The organism is Streptomyces sp. NPDC056628 (assembly GCF_042792555.1).
Taxonomy (GTDB): domain Bacteria; phylum Actinomycetota; class Actinomycetes; order Streptomycetales; family Streptomycetaceae; genus Streptomyces.
The window spans coordinates 26,417-44,641 of sequence record NZ_JBHTWG010000023.1; the positions used below are offsets into that span (position 1 = coordinate 26,417).

General features: G+C 68.5%; 12 protein-coding genes and 4 pseudogenes. 6 read left to right on the forward strand and 10 right to left on the reverse strand.

The annotated features are described in order from the left end of the window. Nucleotides 1-57 precede the first annotated feature (57 nt). Nucleotides 58-165, reverse strand: coding sequence for a keywimysin-related RiPP (locus ACFRAC_RS24635; RefSeq protein WP_361354394.1), 108 nt, complete (start codon nucleotides 163-165; stop codon nucleotides 58-60). A gap of 647 nt (nucleotides 166-812) precedes the next feature. Here ACFRAC_RS24635 and ACFRAC_RS24640 point away from each other — a divergent pair. After that, nucleotides 813-1,310, forward strand: a complete 498-nt coding sequence (locus tag ACFRAC_RS24640) for a hypothetical protein (protein ID WP_382927497.1) — start codon at nucleotides 813-815, stop codon at nucleotides 1,308-1,310. A gap of 532 nt (nucleotides 1,311-1,842) precedes the next feature. On the opposite strand, the gene ACFRAC_RS24645 is transcribed toward ACFRAC_RS24640, so the two are convergent. The 6 genes and pseudogenes from ACFRAC_RS24645 to ACFRAC_RS24670 all read right to left on the reverse strand — a co-directional run. After that, nucleotides 1,843-2,259: a hypothetical protein gene (locus tag ACFRAC_RS24645; protein ID WP_382927499.1), complete on the reverse strand. Its 417-nt coding sequence runs from the start codon at nucleotides 2,257-2,259 to the stop codon at nucleotides 1,843-1,845. A gap of 328 nt (nucleotides 2,260-2,587) precedes the next feature. Beyond that, on the reverse strand, nucleotides 2,588-3,430 hold the full coding sequence (locus ACFRAC_RS24650) for a hypothetical protein (RefSeq protein ID WP_382927501.1): 843 nt from the start codon (nucleotides 3,428-3,430) through the stop codon (nucleotides 2,588-2,590). A 228-nt stretch (nucleotides 3,431-3,658) separates the two neighbouring features. After that, nucleotides 3,659-3,793 carry a hypothetical protein gene (locus tag ACFRAC_RS24655; RefSeq protein WP_382927504.1) on the reverse strand — a complete coding sequence of 45 codons (135 nt, stop codon included), beginning with the start codon at nucleotides 3,791-3,793 and terminating at the stop codon, nucleotides 3,659-3,661. 795 nt (nucleotides 3,794-4,588) lie between these two features. Next, a pseudogene (locus ACFRAC_RS24660) lies at nucleotides 4,589-5,221 on the reverse strand (aminoglycoside phosphotransferase family protein); the annotation flags it as partial. 114 nt (nucleotides 5,222-5,335) lie between these two features. After that, nucleotides 5,336-6,384 (reverse strand): annotated as a pseudogene (locus tag ACFRAC_RS24665) (LacI family DNA-binding transcriptional regulator). A gap of 363 nt (nucleotides 6,385-6,747) precedes the next feature. After that, nucleotides 6,748-6,876: pseudogene (locus tag ACFRAC_RS24670) on the reverse strand (Ku protein); the annotation flags it as partial. Nucleotides 6,877-7,098: 222 nt separating this feature from the next. Here ACFRAC_RS24670 and ACFRAC_RS24675 point away from each other — a divergent pair. The 4 genes from ACFRAC_RS24675 to ACFRAC_RS24690 all read left to right on the forward strand — a co-directional run bounded on the left by ACFRAC_RS24675 (nucleotide 7,099) and on the right by ACFRAC_RS24690 (nucleotide 13,240). Continuing rightward, on the forward strand, nucleotides 7,099-7,821 hold the full coding sequence (locus ACFRAC_RS24675) for a TnsA-like heteromeric transposase endonuclease subunit (RefSeq protein ID WP_382927506.1): 723 nt from the start codon (nucleotides 7,099-7,101) through the stop codon (nucleotides 7,819-7,821). After that, the gene (locus ACFRAC_RS24680) at nucleotides 7,818-9,944 is read left to right on the forward strand and encodes a transposase (RefSeq protein WP_382927509.1); all 2,127 of its coding nucleotides are present in this window, start codon (nucleotides 7,818-7,820) and stop codon (nucleotides 9,942-9,944) included. Before ACFRAC_RS24675 ends, ACFRAC_RS24680 begins: the two co-directional genes overlap by 4 nt. A gap of 240 nt (nucleotides 9,945-10,184) precedes the next feature. Beyond that, nucleotides 10,185-11,060, forward strand: coding sequence for an AAA family ATPase (locus ACFRAC_RS24685; protein ID WP_382927510.1), 876 nt, complete (start codon nucleotides 10,185-10,187; stop codon nucleotides 11,058-11,060). Between the two features lie 17 nt (nucleotides 11,061-11,077). Further along, the gene (locus ACFRAC_RS24690; RefSeq protein WP_382927513.1) at nucleotides 11,078-13,240 is read left to right on the forward strand and encodes a TniQ family protein; all 2,163 of its coding nucleotides are present in this window, start codon (nucleotides 11,078-11,080) and stop codon (nucleotides 13,238-13,240) included. Between the two features lie 193 nt (nucleotides 13,241-13,433). Here the strand turns inward: ACFRAC_RS24690 and ACFRAC_RS24695 are convergent. Beyond that, nucleotides 13,434-15,218: pseudogene (locus ACFRAC_RS24695) on the reverse strand (BNR repeat-containing protein). Between ACFRAC_RS24695 and ACFRAC_RS24700 the strand changes: the two are divergent. Then, nucleotides 15,190-15,450 carry a hypothetical protein gene (locus tag ACFRAC_RS24700; protein WP_382927515.1) on the forward strand — a complete coding sequence of 87 codons (261 nt, stop codon included), beginning with the start codon at nucleotides 15,190-15,192 and terminating at the stop codon, nucleotides 15,448-15,450. The pseudogene ACFRAC_RS24695 and the gene ACFRAC_RS24700 sit on opposite strands and share 29 nt — an antisense overlap. A gap of 513 nt (nucleotides 15,451-15,963) precedes the next feature. Here ACFRAC_RS24700 and ACFRAC_RS24705 read toward each other — a convergent pair. Continuing rightward, nucleotides 15,964-16,959 (reverse strand): aldo/keto reductase, encoded by a 996-nt coding sequence (locus ACFRAC_RS24705; RefSeq protein WP_382927518.1) that lies wholly within the window; start codon nucleotides 16,957-16,959, stop codon nucleotides 15,964-15,966. Between the two features lie 114 nt (nucleotides 16,960-17,073). After that, nucleotides 17,074-18,153, reverse strand: coding sequence for an aldo/keto reductase (locus tag ACFRAC_RS24710; RefSeq protein ID WP_382927522.1), 1,080 nt, complete (start codon nucleotides 18,151-18,153; stop codon nucleotides 17,074-17,076). Nucleotides 18,154-18,225: the final 72 nt, after the last annotated feature.

Below are 18,225 nucleotides of genomic sequence, written 5' to 3' on the forward strand. Positions count from 1 at the left end.
TTGACCAACCCCGTGAGTTACGTGCGCATGCCAATCAGCGGGGCCGGTCGGAGAAGGTCAGAGCAGGCTGTGGCCGCCCAGCAGGTCGGGGCTGCCCCTCCCGGCCAGGCCCGTGACCATCTGGAAGTCGCCGACCTTGGTGAGAGTGGGACGCTCGTAAGCCATCGTCATATCCCTTCGTCGATGAACGTGCCGTCGATGAGCGGGGGTTGTCCCGCCTCATACCTGAGCCGGCGTGCCACACCATCGAGCAGGACGCCGACGCAGTGCACAAAGCTAGACGCGCGGTTTCCCCCGTCACAACGGGGTTCCCAAGCCATCAGGGGCCTACCTCGGCCCCGGTGCTTTCGTCACATCTGCCTCACAGTTCACGAGATTCGAGCGGTCGGTCATGTTCCGCTCGGGACGGGGTACTCGCGTTGGTCACGCTTGAGGGTGGGAAGGCTTTTTGGCCAGGGCGCGCCGGTCGTGCGGGCGGCACGATGCGCAATGACACCGTCTGACGTCGGCAGACATGGCAACCAGAATCGATCGACGACACCGGTCGGTCAATCGCCGCCCTGCTGGCCGGAACGCCGTCCTTGCGGCTTCCGGCCGCGGCGATGCCAGGCGCTGCGATCAAGGCGCGCACCAGACGGGTCAGGGCTGCGACGGCGTCGCGGTGGGCAGCGGGCGACACCAGCCGCCCCCGGGCGGCGGCGCATCATCGTGCCTGGAACTCCGACGATCACTTCACCGTCGAGGGCGCCGGGCCAGTCTCAGCGCCTGTGCACTCGTGTGAGCCAGGAATGCCACACCCCTACGCTCTGGAGATGCATGCGTTGTGGTCCCGCGTCACGGACCTGGCGCCCCACCACTTCGAGGCGCACAGCAGTGCGCTTCAGTACTGGACCGCGAAATGGCACGGCTCCCATCAGCTCGCGCGGGAGTTCGCCGAGAAGGCGGCCGCAGGGGCGCCGCCAGGAAGTCTGCTGGCCGTGCTGCCGATGATCGCCTGGTACGAGGAGCACCTGCACGAGCTCAGTCATGCCGACTTCCTCAGCCGCGAGGTACGGGTACTGGTCGACGCGGCACTCGCCGACGTAGCACTGGCCGACCCCGATCACCCCAGGCTTGCGGAAGTACGGCACCTGCTGGGCTACTTCCTGTACCGGCAGGGCCGGTACGGAGCGGCCAGGGAGCAGTTCCGCCATGTCGACGGTTACACGGAAGCACTCCCGTGGCGGTACTCACCCGTGACGCCGCTCCACTACCGGACCCTCCGAACGAAGACGGGCCGCAAGGCACTCACGGATCGTCGACTGCGCTGAACACCGAAGCGCTTCCCGCCAGGGCCCGGACAGGGTGCGTCCGCGAGAAGTGGGATATGGGTCGTGGGTGTCGACGGGGCGGGTACGTTCCGCTCGCCCGGTGGCCCCTGAGTGGCCGCCTGGCCTGCCGCACGAGGAGACGGACCTGCTGCACTGCAACGACCCTCCACGGTCCGTCAACCAGCGCTTCGGGGACAGCGTGTCGAGCCTCACCTCCGAGCCTCGCTGGATATCGACTTCCTCGGTCACCGGGACGTCCGTGACCTGCTGTCGTCACGCGCACGTCCCCCGGTGCCGTGCGACAGGGTGACTCGGCTCGGCTTGGCTTCGGTAATCGGGGTGAACCGGTACCGGGGTGACCGGTCGTCCGCTCCGTCGGGTGGTCCCTAGACCGGTGCGCCGGCCGGGCCTTCCGAGGGCGCCGGGTGGTGAGGCCATCACGCGGTCGGGGTGGCCGCAGTCGCGGTGAGGTGCGGGCATGCAGCGGCCCCGACTGCCGCTCGGGGCGGTGGCCGGGGCCGGGGGTGCCGGGTCAGCCCTGCTGGGTCCAGGGCGCGGCGGGCGCCTGCTGCGCGGGCGGGTAGGCGGCGGCCGGAGCGGCATGCTGCTGAGGCCAGGCGGAGGGAGCGGCGGCTTGCTGGGACACGGTGGCCTGCGTGGGCGCCTGTTGGGGGGTGTGGCCGGTGAAGCGGCCGGGGTCGACGTCCTTGAGGTAGACGGTGACGGTGGCCCGGTCGGCGACGAAGATCCGTTCGTGGATGCCGGGCGGGGTGAGGACCCACACCACGGTGTCGTCGCGGCGCTGGGTGCGGCGGATGAGCGGCGGGGGGAGGGTGACCTCCTCGGTGATACCGGTGTCCGGGTTGGTCTCGGGGACCGTGATGTGATTGACGGTGCTGAAGAGACCTGCGTACGCGGCGAGTTCGTTGATCGTGGTGTCGTACCTCACGGCGCCTCCCTTCGGGTTGTGGCCTGCGCCTGCGGGTTCGCTCGGGACGGTAGGCGGGCCGGAGTCCGGGGGGCAGGCGGGGCGCGGGTGCCGGGGTGCGGGATACGGGTTGGGGTGACGGAAGCGCGGGACGGGAAACACGCGGGCGGCCCCGCGCCGAACGGGTGTCCTGGGTGCGGGGCCGCGAAAAAGGGGCGGGGCTACCTGGTGGTCATGGTGAGGGCCATGCCCCCGTCGTCGTGGGTGACGTGGAGCAGGAAGCGGGTGGCGTCGTCGGGGGCGGTGCGCAGCAGGTCGATCAGGGTCTGGCCGTCGGGGAGCGGCTGGGTCAGGTCGAGGTCTCGTGGAGGTCCTCGCTGCCCAGGGCGGTGGACGGGTCGGTGCCCGGCCCCCAGCCGTCGGCGTGGACGACGGTGGGCAGGCGGCCGTCTGCGTCACGGGTGTCGGTGGGGTCCTGGCCGTTGCTCTTGAGGTAGGTGCCCTCGTCCTTGACCCACCACAGGCAGGGCGTGGCGGCCTCGGTTTCCGCGTAGCCGAGCTTGTGCTTGTCGGCGGCGGCGGCTGCGTGCTCGGCGGCGGCGAGGACACGGTCGAGGGGGAAGACGAGCGTGCAGTTCTTCTCCCCCTGCGCGGTGTTGACCATGACGACGTCCAGCAGGGGGTTGGTGCTGGTCTCGGAGATCGGCGGGATCGTCATGGTGCCGAGGAACGTGTTGAGCCAGGCAGGACGCTGCTCGGCCGGCAGGGCGAGGTATGTGTCGGCGCTGATTGCAGGAGGGATGGTGAGGTGACCGTGGGTGCAGCCGGGGGTGAAGCTGGTCCGCCTCTCCCAGCCGGGCACACCGTCGAGCGGACCGAGGGAGAACGGATGGGTGGCGGCGGGCGGGGCTGCCTGGCCGGCGGGGACGATGACACGCAGAGCCTTCGTCCACTGGTCGGCCGGGACCCGGCGCACGGTCAGCCGCAGGTCGCCCGAGCGCGGGTAGACGCTGATCCAGCCGCTCAGGCAGGTGCCGCAGCCGCCGGGATGCGGGCAGGCGGTGAAGTAGAAGCCCTCGTAGAAGGGACTGTCACGGTTGGTCGTCACGAAGCCGCCGAGCGCGGCCTTGAGCCGGTCAAGGTGGCCCGACGTGCGGAGCGTGGGGAACAAGTCGTGGGTACTGCCGAACATCGGCATCGCTGTGTCGTCTCCCGGGATGGCGAAGCAGCGCGCGGCGGCGGAGACGCCGACCGGCCCCGTGCCGGGACGGGTGGCCGGGCACGGGGCCGTGCGGCACGACGGTGAGGGGCGCTAGAGGGTGACGCTGTACCGGGCGTCTGCGGGGACGCCGCCGGAGCAGAGGACGCGCAGCGTAATGCAGCTGGTTGAGGTGCGGCGGGCGTGCTGGTTGTCCGGCTGCTACCAGCGCAGGGTTGGCGGGGGGCGGGGGGCAAGTTCTGCCTGCTCGGCGACGGCGACGAGGCGCTCGGCAGTCTCTTGGCCGACCGCCTCGACGAGGCAGTCGAGCAGAGGCTTGGCCAGCTCCACCGCCAAGGCGCAACGGTCCGCGGGCGGCGCATGATGCGCGACCCCCGGCGCAGCCCAGGGGCTTCGTCGTGGCAGGCCGCGGGGTCTCAATCCCACCTTCCGCTCCCGGTCCCGGGTCGACATCTCCATTTGCTATGTGCTGGTACCGGCACATAGCTACACTGTTGGTATGGGAAAGCAGACGAACATCCGGCTGGACGAAGAGGTCAAAGCAGCCGCCGAGGACCGGGCTAAGCGCCGGGGCCTGAGCTTGCAGGGGTACGTGGCTGACCTGATCGAGGCCGATGTGAACCAGTCCCGCGCAGCCTTCATGGCCGGCGCCTCATCATTCCTGGCCGCGTACACGGACATGTTCGATGCGGAAGTCGGTGAGGATCGGTACCCCGGCCTCCCGGACGCCCCGGCGGAGACGGCACCGAGGGACGCCGCGTGAACCTCCGTGTCGACCTCGCGTGGATCCTGGCAGTGGCGCAGCAGATTCCGGGAGATCCCGAGGTCGTCGACTATGGCGTCCCGGTCGCGGCGGAAGCACGTCACCGGGCGGAGATCCTTGACCACGAGGTCTACCCCGAGCCCCATCACAAGGCTGCGGCGCTGCTGTGCGAGCTGGCGAGAAACCCGAGCCTGGAGATGCGGAACCTGCTGTTCGCGGCCACGGTGACCGCGGCCTACCTGTCGGCGTGCGGGATGCCAGTGAGCCCTGGCTTGGACACCGTTCTCCCGCTGGCCCGCGCCGCCCGGGACGGGCTCCCGGTGCGGGAGGTCGCCGCTCAGATCAAGACCTGGACGAGCTGATCCTCTCGTCGGGAGGTTGCCGGTGTGGAAGTCGCCGTGAAACCAGACCGGAGAGCGATCCCATCCGGGTGCGCTCAGCGCCGCATCCCACAGCTCGGTCATCGCTGCGGCGTCGAACACGCCGTCGACCTGGGCGATGGCAAGTCGCGTCACGCTGTCCCGGTCGGACAACGGTCGGCCGGTGAGGTCGTCGCGGATGGTCTCGGCGGGGATGTCCTCGGGCATGAACCGCTGCAGGGCAGCCAGGAACTGCGCCAGTTCAATGGCGGCCTCGGAGGAGTCGGCCAGTCCCTCGACCGTCGCCACCTCGCCGTCCAGCCAGCGGGACACCGCCCACGGCCACGGATAACCGAAGTTGGGCTCCCCCACACCCACCGGCACTGGGATGGCCAGGGGCAGGTGCGGGGCGAGCCGGGGCAACCACTCGAACTCCTTCCTGGCCTGCCCGATGGCCCCGGCATGGCGGGGCAGCCGTACGGACAATTCCTCGCCCAGCCGGTAGATCACATGGTCGGAGCCGGCCGGGTCGAGAAGTTCCAGGGGCAGCCCCGCCCACTGGGGGAACTGGGTGTCGATCAGGCGCCTGGCCAGTGCGGCATCGATCTCCGGGCGGGCGTCCGTGGTTCCTGCGGTTGCCAAGAGCAGCTCCTGTGGTCGGCCCGCTCCATGCGGCAGGCGGTCAGGGCCATCCCAGTGCGTCGCGCGTCCGCCTGTCGACCGGATTTCGGGACGTACGAGGACCAACAGGCCCGGTCAGGCGGATTCCCGTACGACCAAACGCGTGGGGGTGACAACGGAGGACAGCGGGTGACCGGCATCTCCCGGCGCAGGCCGCTCAGGTGTCCGACTGAACAGCAGTTGGGCCATCAGGCGCCCCATGCCCACGATGTCCTGGTGGACCGTGGTTAGCGGCGGATCTGTTGCCTCGGCTATGGGTTTCAGGTCGTCGAAGCCGACGACAGCCACATCCTCCGGCACACTGCGTCCCCGCTCCCGCAGCACTTTCAGGGCGCCGGATGCCATCAGGTCCGAGGCTATGAAGACCGCGTCCAGATCTGGGCACCGGTCGAGGAGCTGGGCCATGGCTGCGGCGCCGCCCTGCAGCGTGAAGTCTCCTTCGGCGATCAACTGCGGTGGGCTGTCCAGGAGTACGTCGCGGTAGCCGTCGAGGCGGTCGATCGCCGAGGCCTGGTTGAGCGGCCCGGTAATGGTCGCGATATGCCGATGGCCCTGCGAGACGAGATACCGGACGGCTTCCCTGGCTCCGCCGCGGTTGTCGGCGTCGACGTATGTGTAGCTGTGGCTGCGGTGTCCGGAGCTGGTGACCGGCCGTCCGCCGAAGATGGCGGGAAGGCCCATCTGCTCGACCATGGCGGGCAAGGGGTCGTCGGCCCGCAGGGAGAACAACAGCGCGCCGTCGACGTGGCCGCCGCCCAGGAAGTTGCCGACACGGGGGTAGTCGTCCGGCTCCTCGATGAACAGCAACACTGGCTGTGCTCCTTGCTGGACGAGTTCCTGCCGGTTGCCGCGGAGAAGGCAGTCGAAGTAGGGGTCCACGAAGAGGCGGTTCTGCGGCTCGGTGACGACCACGGCGACGGCGTTGTTGCGTCTGTGACCAGGCTTCGGGCGGCCTGGTTCGGCACGTAGCCGAGTTCGGCGATGGCCTTGCGGATGCGTTGGGCGACTTCCGCTCGCACCTTCGGCTCACTGTTGATCACCCGCGACACGGTGGACTTCGATACCCCTGCCCGGCGCGCCACGTCCTCGAGTGTGGGGCGATGTCCGTTCGGCCGTTCAGTCAACACCTTCTCCGATTCGGCGAATTGATCGGGCGCTGGACACGTTAGCCGCCGACGGGCAGCGCCGGTGGATCGTTTTGGCCTGCCAACGTGCCTGTTCAGCCAAGCTCGCCTTGGCTGCCGCAACGCGGAGGGGTTTGTGCCTCTGACCGTGTCGGCCCCAGGCGCATCACGATGCCGACCGTTCCGTCACTACTCGGAAGCACCCAACGTCGGTGCTCTGTGATGCGCCCGAGTGGACTCTGAGCCCACTGCTTCACCCGATTCAGCAATGCTGCCACAGCTGTTGCCCTAGATAGAGTTCCGAGCAACAGCTCTGAGCTGCACTGATACCAGAACGACAATCGGGCGAACACCTCACACCCCCAGAGAACCGCCGTCCTGCAGGTGGTACTGGTGGAACTGGATGCTGTGGTTCTCCGTGGCGCCCAGCACGTGAATGGGAACTGTGACCAGGCCGAAGCTGATCGCACCGTTCCAGATGGTTCGAGGCATGCGTGACCTCCGTGGCTGCCCCGAGCAAAAGCAGCTGTGGGATCTCAAATCCCACTTCATAATCTCACCGCCCGCTTCATATCGACTGCACTTATGAAGCGGCCGTGAGACAAGCAGGCCGGCGCGTTCACTCTTTCGGGCTACTTGGCTCCAAGCTCAGGCGTCCGCTCTCGACGGCGGGCAATCTGGTCCTATGGACCACGGTCTGGGTGGGGGTGCGTCGTGGGCCTTGCTGCGGACGTTGTGGTCAGAGTGCGCCGCCGCGATGGCGACGAGGCCGAGGAATATGCCTGGCTGGTCGTTTCCAGGGATCTGTTGGCCTCCGCGGCGCCGTGGCGGGAATTTCGCTGGTACCGAGGGCAGAAGCACTACTCGGGTACCTACTGGTCGGCGACCGTGCGCGACCACGTAATCTACGAATCCCGCCTGGAGCTGGCCCGATTGCTCTTCGCGGACTTCGATCGCAGCGTCCACGGCATCGTGGCTCAGCCCTTCCTCCTTGAGACCGTGCTGGAGGGGAAGATCCGCAAGCACATCCCGGACTACCTCCTGCTCACCGACCAGGTGCCGGTCATCGTAGACGTCAAGCCACTGCACCGTGTGTCCAGGCCCGAGGTCGCGTTCACCTTCGATTGGACCCGGCAGGCGGTGGAGGCGCGTGGATGGAACTATGAGGTCTGGAGCGAGCCTCCGACGGTGGAGCTGGAGAATGTCCGATTCCTGGCGGGCTACCGCAGGGACTGGCTTTTCAGCGGCGCACTGCTGGAAGAGCTTCGTGGAATTGATCTCGATGGAGTGCCCTTGGGACGGGCCGTGGCCTGTCTGCCTGGCCGACCGGAACCCCAAGTCCGTTCAGCCATCCATCATTTGCTCTGGAAGCAGAGTCTTGTTACCGATCTCGACCAGCCACTCGGCCCCTCGCGCACACTGCGACAGCCAGCATGAGCAGGGCCGGGGCTCGCGTCGGCGTCGGTACGCGATTCCGCTACGACGGAGAGAGCGTCGAAGTGGTCGAGTTGGCGGCGACGACCGTGGGAAACGAGGTGGTCCTCAAGGACGGGCACGGCTGCGTACGGCGTCTGTCCCTGAAGGGGCTGTTGTTTTCTGACCGTGCCGAGATCATTCCTGACCAGGCCGGTCCGTCAGCAGACGATGCTGGGGAGATCGCTTCAGTTGTCCTGAGCCAACTGCGTGATGACGAGCGACGGAAAGTCCTGGAGCGAGCGCAACATGTCCGCGAGGTCCTGACGGGCTACCGCTCGGGCAGTGCGGAACTCGCACGCGCAGGAGAACCTCGCACCGAGTACGGGCCCGGTGAGTCGGCCGAGGCCAAGTACGCAGCGAAGGCTCGGGAACTTGAGGTGTCGGTCCGCTCGGTCAAGCAGTGGGTCGCGGATTTTCGGCGTGATGGTGAGGCCGGGCTTGTCTCGAAGCGCGGCTTGGTCGGGCCGACGCAGCCGTCGGTCGATGACCGGTGGGTGGAGACCGCGTTGGAGGTGATGGTCGAGCACACCGGTCAGTCGAAGCCGTCGCGGACGCTGGTGATTGAGCGGACGCGGGCCCGGGTGGTTGCCCGGTTCGGTCCGGATGCGGTGCCGCAGCCGAGCAGGGCGACGGCGTTTCGGGTGCTGGAGGGCCTGGAGCGGAGGCATCCGCTGTTCCGGCTGAGTACGAAGCGGAACCGGGATATCGCGGATCGTCCGGAGGGTCCGTACGGGAAGCTGCGGCCGACACGGCCGGGTGAGTATCTGCTGATGGACACCACGCGGTTGGACGTGTTTGCGTTCGATCCGCTGACGTTGAAGTGGGTGCAGGCCGAGCTGACGGTTGCGATGGACTGGTACACCCGCTGCATCACGGGGATCCGGCTGACGCCGGTGTCGACGAAGGCGGTAGATGTCAGCGTGGTGCTGTTCCAGTCGTTCAGGCCGCGGCCTGCGGGGCGGGACTGGCCGCGCGGTGCGGTCTGGCCCGAGCATGGCATTCCGCGCACGGTCCTGGTCGACGTCGAGGGTGCCGTCGGTCCCGGGCTGGCCTCGCCACCGCTGGTGCCCGAGACACTGATTGTCGATCACGGCAAGGTCTACGTCTCGGAGCATCTGACGAGCGTCTGCCGCCGGATGGGAATATCGATCCAGCCTGCGAGGCTGCGGACGGGCCGGGACAAGGGACCGGTGGAGCGGTATTTCCGGACCTTGCGGGAAGGGCTGCTTGAGGCGCTTCCCGGTTACAAGGGGCCGGACATCCACTCTCGGGGCGAGGCTCCAGAGGAGGACGCTTTCTTCTTCCTGGACGAGTTGGAGGCGATGATCCAAGAGTGGACGGCGGTGGTCTATCACTGCAGGCCGCACGCGAGTCTGGTCGATCCGGGGGTGCCGGGACTGCGGATGTCACCAGCGAAGATGTTCGAGCACGGGCTGGCCCGGGCTGGCTGGATTGAAGTCCCGCGGGACAAGGACCTGGCCTTTGAGTTCCTCGCCACGAAGTGGCGCACGATCCAGCACTACGGCGTCGAGATCGGCCGCCGCCGCTACAGCGGCCCCGGCCTGAAGGGCCTGAGTGGTATCCGGAGTCCGTACGACGGCCCGGTCAAGAATGGCTGGCCGTTCCAGGTGGACCCCGACGACATCACCCGGATCTACTTCCGTGATCCGGACGCTCGAGCCTGGCACACCCTGACGTGGGAGCATGCACCGGTGGCGGGAATGCCGTTGAGTGAGGACGCCCTGGTCTTCGCCCGGAGGCTGGCCGCCGCAAAGTACCGGTATCCCGACGACCGGCTGGCTGTTGCCGACCTGCTGGAGCGCTGGAATCTGGGGCTGGGCACCACGCTCGCCGAACGGCGCATGGCCCTGCGTCTGTCCCGCGAACAGGCCGCACTCGAACTGCCCCGCACCGGGGAGTCGGAGGCCGGCTCCCCGTCCGTCCGCCGGGCGCTGGGCGAGGACCTGCGGCCGGCTGAACCTCCAGTCGCTCAGCCGGCCGCCGAGGCGGGTGATGACGACGAGGCCGACCTCGGGCCCGTCGACGAGGACGACTTCTACGCCGACGCTCTGGAGGACGTGTGAGTGCCCCGGCGAGCCGGCCGGATCCGGGGAATCTGGCTCTGTCGCGGAAGGAGGACTTCCAGGCGTTCGCCGACGCACCGCGGCGCATCCAGCCCGGAACGCTCAACCGCAGCGAGATGGGAGCCCTGGATACGGCGGCGCGAAGCGCCTACGACCGTGCGCGCCGGGAGTGGCACGCCAATCTGGGTCCGATCCGTACTCCTCAACTGGCTTCGCTGCACGAGGGACTTGTGGGACATCGTGGACAGCAATCTCCAGGACGGCGACAAGGCAAAGGGGGCTGTGGCCGTCGACGCGTTCCCGGGGCTGGGCAAGACCACGGCGGTGCTCGCCTTCGCCCGTGAGTTCCACCGCCGCGAGATCGCCGAGTTCGGGGCGTTCACGGCGCAGGGGCATGAGCGGTGGCCGGTGTGCCGGGTGGGACTGACTGGCAACACCGGCATGAAGGACCTCAACCGGGCGATGCTGGAGTTCTTCGGCCACCCCGGACGGCAGAACTCCACGGCCGCCCAGCTCGGTCTGCAGGCCCTGGACTGCGTGGTGTCCTGCGAGGTACGTCTGCTGGTCCTGGACGACCTGCACTTCCTGAAGTGGCGCAAGACCAGCGGCATCGAGGTCAGCAACCATCTGAAGTGGATCGCCAACGAGTTCCCCGTCACCCTCCTCAAGGTCGGCGTGGGACTCGTGGACAAGGGCCTGTTCAGCGAGGGAGAGGCGGGCGGCGACACCGTTGTGGCGCAGACCGGCCGGCGCACCACCCGTCTGGACATGCCGCCCTTCACCATCGACACCGACCAGGGCCGCCGCCACTGGCGCCAGCTGCTGCTGGCCGTGGAACAGCGCATCGTCCTGGCCGACACGCATCCCGGCATGCTCGCCGACGAGTTGTCCGATTACCTCTTCGCCCGCTCCACCGGGCACATCGGCTCCCTGATGACCCTGGTCAACCGCGGCTGCCAGCGGGCCCAGCGCACCGGCACCGAGCGCCTCACCCGTGATCTCCTCGACCGCGTCAGGAACGACGAGGCCGCCGAACAGGCCCGCCGTGAACTCGAACACGCGCTTCAGGCGGGGAGGGCCACCAGCCGTCCGCGCACGGCGCGGGCTGCCGGATGACCACCGGACGGCGGAGCTTGCCGATCCGGTGCGCACCGGAACCCGGTGAGGCCCTGGACTCCTGGCTGGAGTTCACCGCAGCCCGTCTGACCTGCCCGTTCACCGACGTGCTCAGCGCGCTCGGTCTCCCCAACCGGGAGACGGCCATGGCCGCACTGGTCCTGCCCGCCTGGACCATCCGCCTCACGCAGGACGAGCTCGCGGCCATCACCGAGGTCACCGGGATCGCCGACAGCGTGCTCACCGGGATGACCCTGCAGCCCTTCGACGGGCACGCGGTGGACGTCCTGCCCCGGCACCGACGGGTGAACCGGCGGGTGCTGTGGGGACGGGCCGGATCCCGGTTCTGCCCCTTATGCCTGGCCGACAGCGGCGGACGCTGGCCGGTGGCATGGCGTCTGAGCTGGTCCTTCGCCTGCACCCGCCACCATGTACTGCTGGCCGACCGCTGCCCGGCCTGCCACCGCATCCCCCGCATGCGCTCGCACCCCCGACGGGACACACCCCGTCCGGGACGGTGCTCCAGCGCCGCCCCGGATGGTGGACCCCGGCCCCCTCGCTGTCACCACCCCCTCACCGACACCCCGGCCACCGCGATCCCGGCCGACGGGCCCCTGGCCGAGGCCCAACACCTCATCGACACCGCCCTCACCACGCCGGGCCGTCCGGTGCGCTGGCGGCTGTACGGGCCCGGCGGCGCGCCGTTGAACGTGGTCCTGGGCGATACGAAGAGCCTGGGAGCACTCGTCCTCAACCACGCGGCCCCCGACGACTTGGGTCCGCTCGCACCGCCCGATGTCCTGGACCGCTTGGAGCGCTACCGCGCCGACCCGCTGCCCGCCGGCTCCCAACGCTCACCGGACACCCGCCACGGTGACCTGCACAGCCATGTCGCTCCCGGCGACGCCGCCGCGACAGCCGTGGCGGTCACCGCGGCGTTCCGTATCCTGCGCGCCGAGAACATCCGCTCCGCGGCCCGGGCGGCGCAGTGGCTGACCGACCGGATGGCCGCCTCCGGCAAGCCGCTGTACCCCAGCAACGTCGTAGCCCTCGGCGGGACGATCTCGCCCGCGCTTGAAGCCGCCCTGCGGTGCAGCAGGGAGACCAAGCTGATGCCGGTGGCACGCCTACGTCACCGTACCGACGTCGACTCCGTCCGGCCCCCGGCCGACCACAACGCCAGAGCCCGCTTGTTGCCGGCCGGCCTGTGGCCAGAGTGGACGCTGCGGCTCACGCCACGGCACGCCAGCGGCAGGCCCGCCGCCCAACGCGCCGACGAACTCCTCGCCGTCGCCTGCCTCCTGGCCGGCAACACCACCCCGATCCGCGCCGCGGTCCGCCTGACCGGCACCGCCGTCAGCAGCCACAACGTGTCCACGTTCCTCGCCACCCTCACCCGCCACCCGCACGGCGCCGACGTCCTGCGCGCACTCGTCCTGCTCGCCGACCATCTCGATACCCACGGCGCCCAAATCGACTACGCACGGCGGCGCGCCCTGTTCACCACCCGCTCCCGTTTCATCGACCCGCAGAAGTGGCGGGGTCTTCAGCGGTGGCTGCGCTCGAACCCCGGTGCCGATGCCGTCCACGCCCAACGCTGGCTCTTCCACGCCCTGAGCGGATCACCCCCGCACCTCGCGCACCCGGACATCGCGCCCGCCACCCCCGCCCAACGCCAGCACTACCAGCGTTTCCGCTGGCGGATCCTGCCCGCCGAGGCCGACCTGCTCACCCGCACCGCACAGGCACTCCTGGACGAGTACGGCATCAACGAACCCGTCCGGTGGGCGCCCCAGCTACCCACCCCCGAACTGAGCGATCTCGTGCTCCCGGGGCCCGACCCGGACAGCATCACCGCCGCCCGGCTCCACCAGGCCGTGCCCGGCAGCGACTTCTCCGTTGCCCAGCTCGCGCGCACCCTGGGCACCACCACCTCCCACGTCACCTACCTGCTGTCCCAGCACCCCGTCGGCTGGAGCCCACCCCGCTTTCACCGCACCCAGCACACAGCCACCCGCGTACCCCAGTGGCGCACCTGGTACGAACACGACCACCTGTCCCTGCAAGCTATCGCCGACCGAGAAGGAACCAGCCTCGCCACCATCCGCTTCGCCCTGCTGAAGAATGGCGCTCAGCTCCGTCCTGCCGGGTCTCAGCCGGGCCGCCCGAGGAGGCGGTGAGCCTTCCGAGTGCAGGGGCGGCAGTGCGCTGCCAACGCTCCGGCGCCTGCCTTCGCTTACGCCTGGACCGTATTCGGATTTGACCCGAGCAAGGTCTCGCAGGCGGATTACGGGTGCATACCGTGGGAGCGGGCGGAATCCCCTCGACTGCCACAGGCTGTCGCCCATGCGTACGACATGGCGTACGCGTCCTTCAGCTGCCAGACCTGTGCCCGAGCAGGATGACTTCGAGGTCCGTTCCGTCCGTGGGCCATGAGTGCCGTGGTCTGTCGCGGTTGGAACCCAGGCTCTCCCAGCGCAGGAGGTAGGTTCCGCAGGAGGCGATCGGGCCGGGGCCGTCACCGCTGTCGCGTCGCACATTCACCCTGAGGTCGGCGAACGTGCCGCGTACGGCGGTAACCCGGTTGGGGAGGGGTGAGGTTGGGCGCTGAGTGACAGGGACAAGGTCGGGGGTCACAATGATGGAGAACGACCGCCCGTGGGCGAGGTAGTTCACCTTGACGTCACCGCTTGGCAGGATCTCCGAGCCGAGCAACGCGATCTCGAAGTCGATGGTGCCGTGGCCGCCGAACTCCCAGCGCCCCCGCCAGTCGCTGATACGCCGGATCTCCCACCCGGTACCCCTGGGCCGGGCAGCGTACATTTGAGAGTTACCAGCCTGGTCGTGCTTGTGATACGTGATGAGAACGGCGCCCCTGCCGTCGAATCCGACGCGAGCGTTGCCGTTGAGCAGCCCTCCGTAGTCAGGTACGGCATCGACGACATCGCCGGCGGCGTAGGTAAAGGGTGTGGCCAGCTGATTGCCACGGCTGTCCGCCCACGTCACCAGGTCAGCGCTCCGGGCGTAGGTGAGCATGCTGTTGGTGGCCGCGTCGGGTGTGTTCCGCCAGACCCAGAGCAGATGGAACAGCCCGTCGGGTCCAAGGACCGGCCCCTCGGGGTAGGCGCTCCAGGTATCACCGGGGTTGTCCTGCGACCCGTTGCCGTCGAACAACGGCCAGTCGATCAAACGGCTCCAGGAGGCGGTGCGCTCGTCGTACAGGTTGAAGTAGGTGGCGCCGTCGCCTGAGCCGCCGTCGCGGTGGGTGAAGATCAGGCTTCCGTCGGCGCGAGTGAGGAACTGTGGGTAGGTGATCGAGCCTTCGGTGGCGGGATCGCTGACGGCGGTCACCTGCCGCAGAGTGCTGACGTCTCCGCCCGGGTCCTATCGGAAGTACACCAGCGGCACATTGTGCATGTTGCCCGCCACGTGAAGGGCCCCGTCTCGGTCCAGACCCAGGACGACGGAGTTGTGGCTGTCCCAGCCGAGCCTCGTCGCAAGGATCTGCCTGGTCCAGTCAGTAGTGCTCTGAAGCCGGGACCCGAGCTTCCGGCCCGCGACCACCAGGTCACGCTCGGGCGTGTAGAAAGCGACGTACTGCCGGTCCCCTCGGGTGAGAAGATCCTGCCCCACCGTCATGCCCGCCCAAGTCCGCCCGAGAGGCGTCACCTCAAGGACCTCGTCACCAGCGGCGGAGAGGCTGTAGGGCGGGCCGGGGACCGTACAGAAACCCGCGGACGCCCCCGAGAGCGTGTGTCCTTCGGGAGGGTCATCTGTCGGGGCTATGGTGATCACCCCGATCGTGTCGAAGGGCCCGTGAGCGCATGCTTCGGACGGTTGCGGAATGCGACAGTAGACGATGTCTGACGCACTGTCACTGGCTCGGCCAGGCTGTTTCGTTCGGATCTTCGAGCATGCCGGGCCCGAGAGCGAAGCGACGGTCCCGGTCGGTGGGCGAAGCGATTTCCGTGCGGATCTCCAATGCCTTCGCCGCCGCGAAGCGTGCTCCGCCACACCCCGAACGCTGCTAGGTCTACGACAGCCCCTGGCATGAGCAGCCAAGGACGTCATCCCAAATGAATCCGTAACGGGTGCATGAGGCAACAGCAACAGCTCGGAGAGCTCTACGGTGATCAAAGCAATGCACGACATGGGCATCCGCAGCGAACACGCCTACCTCGCCGGCATCACATCCATCGGCCTCAGCGCCGCGTCCTGGCTCACCAGCCTCAAAGCTGAACACGCCGGCATCGAACGAGCCGACCGATGGGGGATCTTCGTCAGCGATTGGGCACCCACCTTCCTAGCGCTCGGCCTGGCACTTTCCCACTACGAACAGCAGGAAGGCACCCTCACCGGCTCACTACACGCGGTGAAGCAGGTCAGCTGACACGAGGGCCACTCCGCGAGCCCTGCCGCTTGCGCGCCGCGCGGACGTACGCTGCACCCACCGCGCCTGCTACGCGCTACGGCGGGGTTCGCGGGAAGCGCCCTTCTTGGCCGTCATCTTCGTGGAAGCCGTCCCCTTCGCCAACGCGGTCCTCCTCGCAGCTGTCTTCCCATGACCGGCGCCGCCCGCACCGCTGCGCGGCATGCATCGCGCGTGCGGGCGTCAGAACCTCGGCGCGCTCGACATGACCCTCCCGCAGGAACGGGCCACCATCGACTGACTCGCGACGCCGTGACCACGACACACACCGTGCAGCGAGCGCGGATCGCCAGGGCAGCAACTGCCGTACATTCGGCTGACGGTAGCCGCACGACATGCTGGTCACGGCGAGTGACGAGCCGTACGGTGCCGCGGGCTCGGCTCGCCGGGCAGGTGGTGTGGGTCTCGTGGTGACGATCACCCGTCAGACAAGGGTTCTGCGCGTGTGGTCGTCGGCTCGTCGCGTGGATGCCGTCACTTGCCGGTGAGGTCGAGGAGTGCCTTCGGCAAACGGTCTCCGGCCCCCTGCAGTTTCGAGGCCGCGGCGTCGATCTCGGCCAGCTCGTCGGCGGTGAAGGTGACGTCCGCGCCGCCCAGGTTCTCCTCAAGGCGGTACAGCTTGGTTGTGCCCGGGATCGGTACGATCCAGGGCTTCTGGGCGAGCAGCCACCCGAGCGCAATCTGTGCCGGCGTGGCGTCCTTGCGGGTGGCCACCTCACGGATCAGGTCGACCAGGGCCAGGTTCGCCTCGCGGAACTCGGCGGCGAAGCGGGGGACGGTGCTGCGGATGTCGGACGCGTCCAGCTCCGTCGTGAGGTCAATCTTGCCGGTGAGGAAGCCCGCGCCCAGTGGCGAGAAGGGCACGAACCCGATGCCCAGTTCCTCAAGCGTGGGCAGGACGTCGGTCTCCGGCCCGCGGTACCAGAGCGAGTACTCGCTCTGCACCGCGGTGAGGGGCTGGACGGCGTGGGCGCGCCGGATGGTCTGCACGCTCGCCTCGGAGAGGCCGAAGTGGCGGACCTTGCCCTCGGCGATCAGCTCCTTGACGGTGCCCGCCACGTCCTCGATCGGGACGTCGGGGTCAACGCGGTGCTGGTACAGGAGGTCGATGTGGTCGGTCCTCAGTCGCTTGAGCATCTCGTCGGTGACCTTGCGAATGTGCTCGGGACGGCTGTTGAGGGCGCCGAGCCCCGTCGTGGACTCCGGGTCGAAGTCGAAACCGAACTTCGTGGCGATCACCACGTCGTCGCGAATGCCTTCGAAGGCTTCGCCGAGCAGCTTCTCGTTCTCCAGGGGGCCGTAAGCCTCCGCTGTGTCGAAGAAGGTGACACCGCGCTCGACCGCCGACCGCAGCAGGGCGACCATCTCCGGTGGCTCCTGGGGCGGACCGTAGGGACCGGTCATGTTCATGGTCCCGAGCCCGAGTGCGGAGACTTCCAGACCGCTGTTGCCGAGAACACGCTTCTTCATTCTTGCTTCCTCTCCGGTACCGTTCTGGCGCTCTTCTCGACGCGCCTTCCGTGACCGTGTCGTCACATCACGCGATGACGCCGGGCTGGTTCGGCGTTCCTCGCGACGATGGGTTCAGTACTTGCCGCCCTGGTTCATGCCCGGGTAGGTGGTGCCGTCGACGGTCATCCCGCCGAAGGCGACCGCCGGGCTGATGCCGGTGGTGAACCGGGCCGGGAAGTTCAGCGTCGGCGTGGACACCTCGTCCAGCGTGGCGCGCTGCTCGGCCGTCAGGGTGACGTCGAGCGAGGCGAGGTTGGTGTGCAGTTGGTCGATGGTGCGGGCGCCGATGAGGGTGGAGGAGATGCCGGGGCGTCCCCGTACCCAGGCCAGGGCGACCTCCGCGGAGCTGACGCCGAGGTCCTTGGCGATCTGGGCGACGGTGTCGATGATCGGCCATTCCTGTTCGCCGGGCTCGCCGAATACCGCGGCCATCACTGCGGCGCGGTCGCCGTCGACGCCGCCGTCGCGGGTGTACTTGCCCGTCAGCTTCCCGCCCCGCAGCGGGCTCCACGGCACCACACCCATGCCCAGGGCCTGCGCCATCGGCAGCAGCTCACCCTCGGGTGTGCGCTCCAGCAAGGAATACTCCAACTGGAGCGCGGTGACCGGCGCCCAGCCTCGGAACGCGGCGATCATCTGCGCCTGCGTGGCGACCCACGCGGGAACGTCGGACAGGGCGATGTAGCGGACCTTGCCGGCGGTGACGAGGTCGTTGAGCGTGCTCATCGTCTCCTCGATCGGGGCGCCCTGGTCCCAGCCGTGCAGCCAGTACAGGTCGACGTAGTCGGTCTGCAGGCGCCGCAGGGACTCATTCAGCTGGCCGATGATCCCCTTGCGTCCGCCGCCGCCGCCGTTGGGGTCGCCGGGGAACAAGTTGGTGAGGAACTTCGTGCTCAGCACCACGCGGTCGCGCAGGCCGGGGCGCGCGGCGAAGTAGTCACCGATGATCTTCTCGGAGTGGCCGTTGGTGTAGCTGTTGGCGGTGTCGATCAGGTTGCCGCCGCGCTCGAGGTAGTCGGTCAGGATCGCTTCGGAGGTCTCGACGCTCGATCCCCAGCCGTGGTCGTCGCCGAACGTCATGGTGCCCAGTCCGAGGGGGCTGACCCGCAGTCCGGAACGGCCGAGCGTGATGTAGGAGTCCACAGAGGTCATGGACGTCTCGCTTCCTGTGATGAACGGGCGGGTTCCGCGACTACGCAAGCCGCCCACAACGTCAATCCCCGC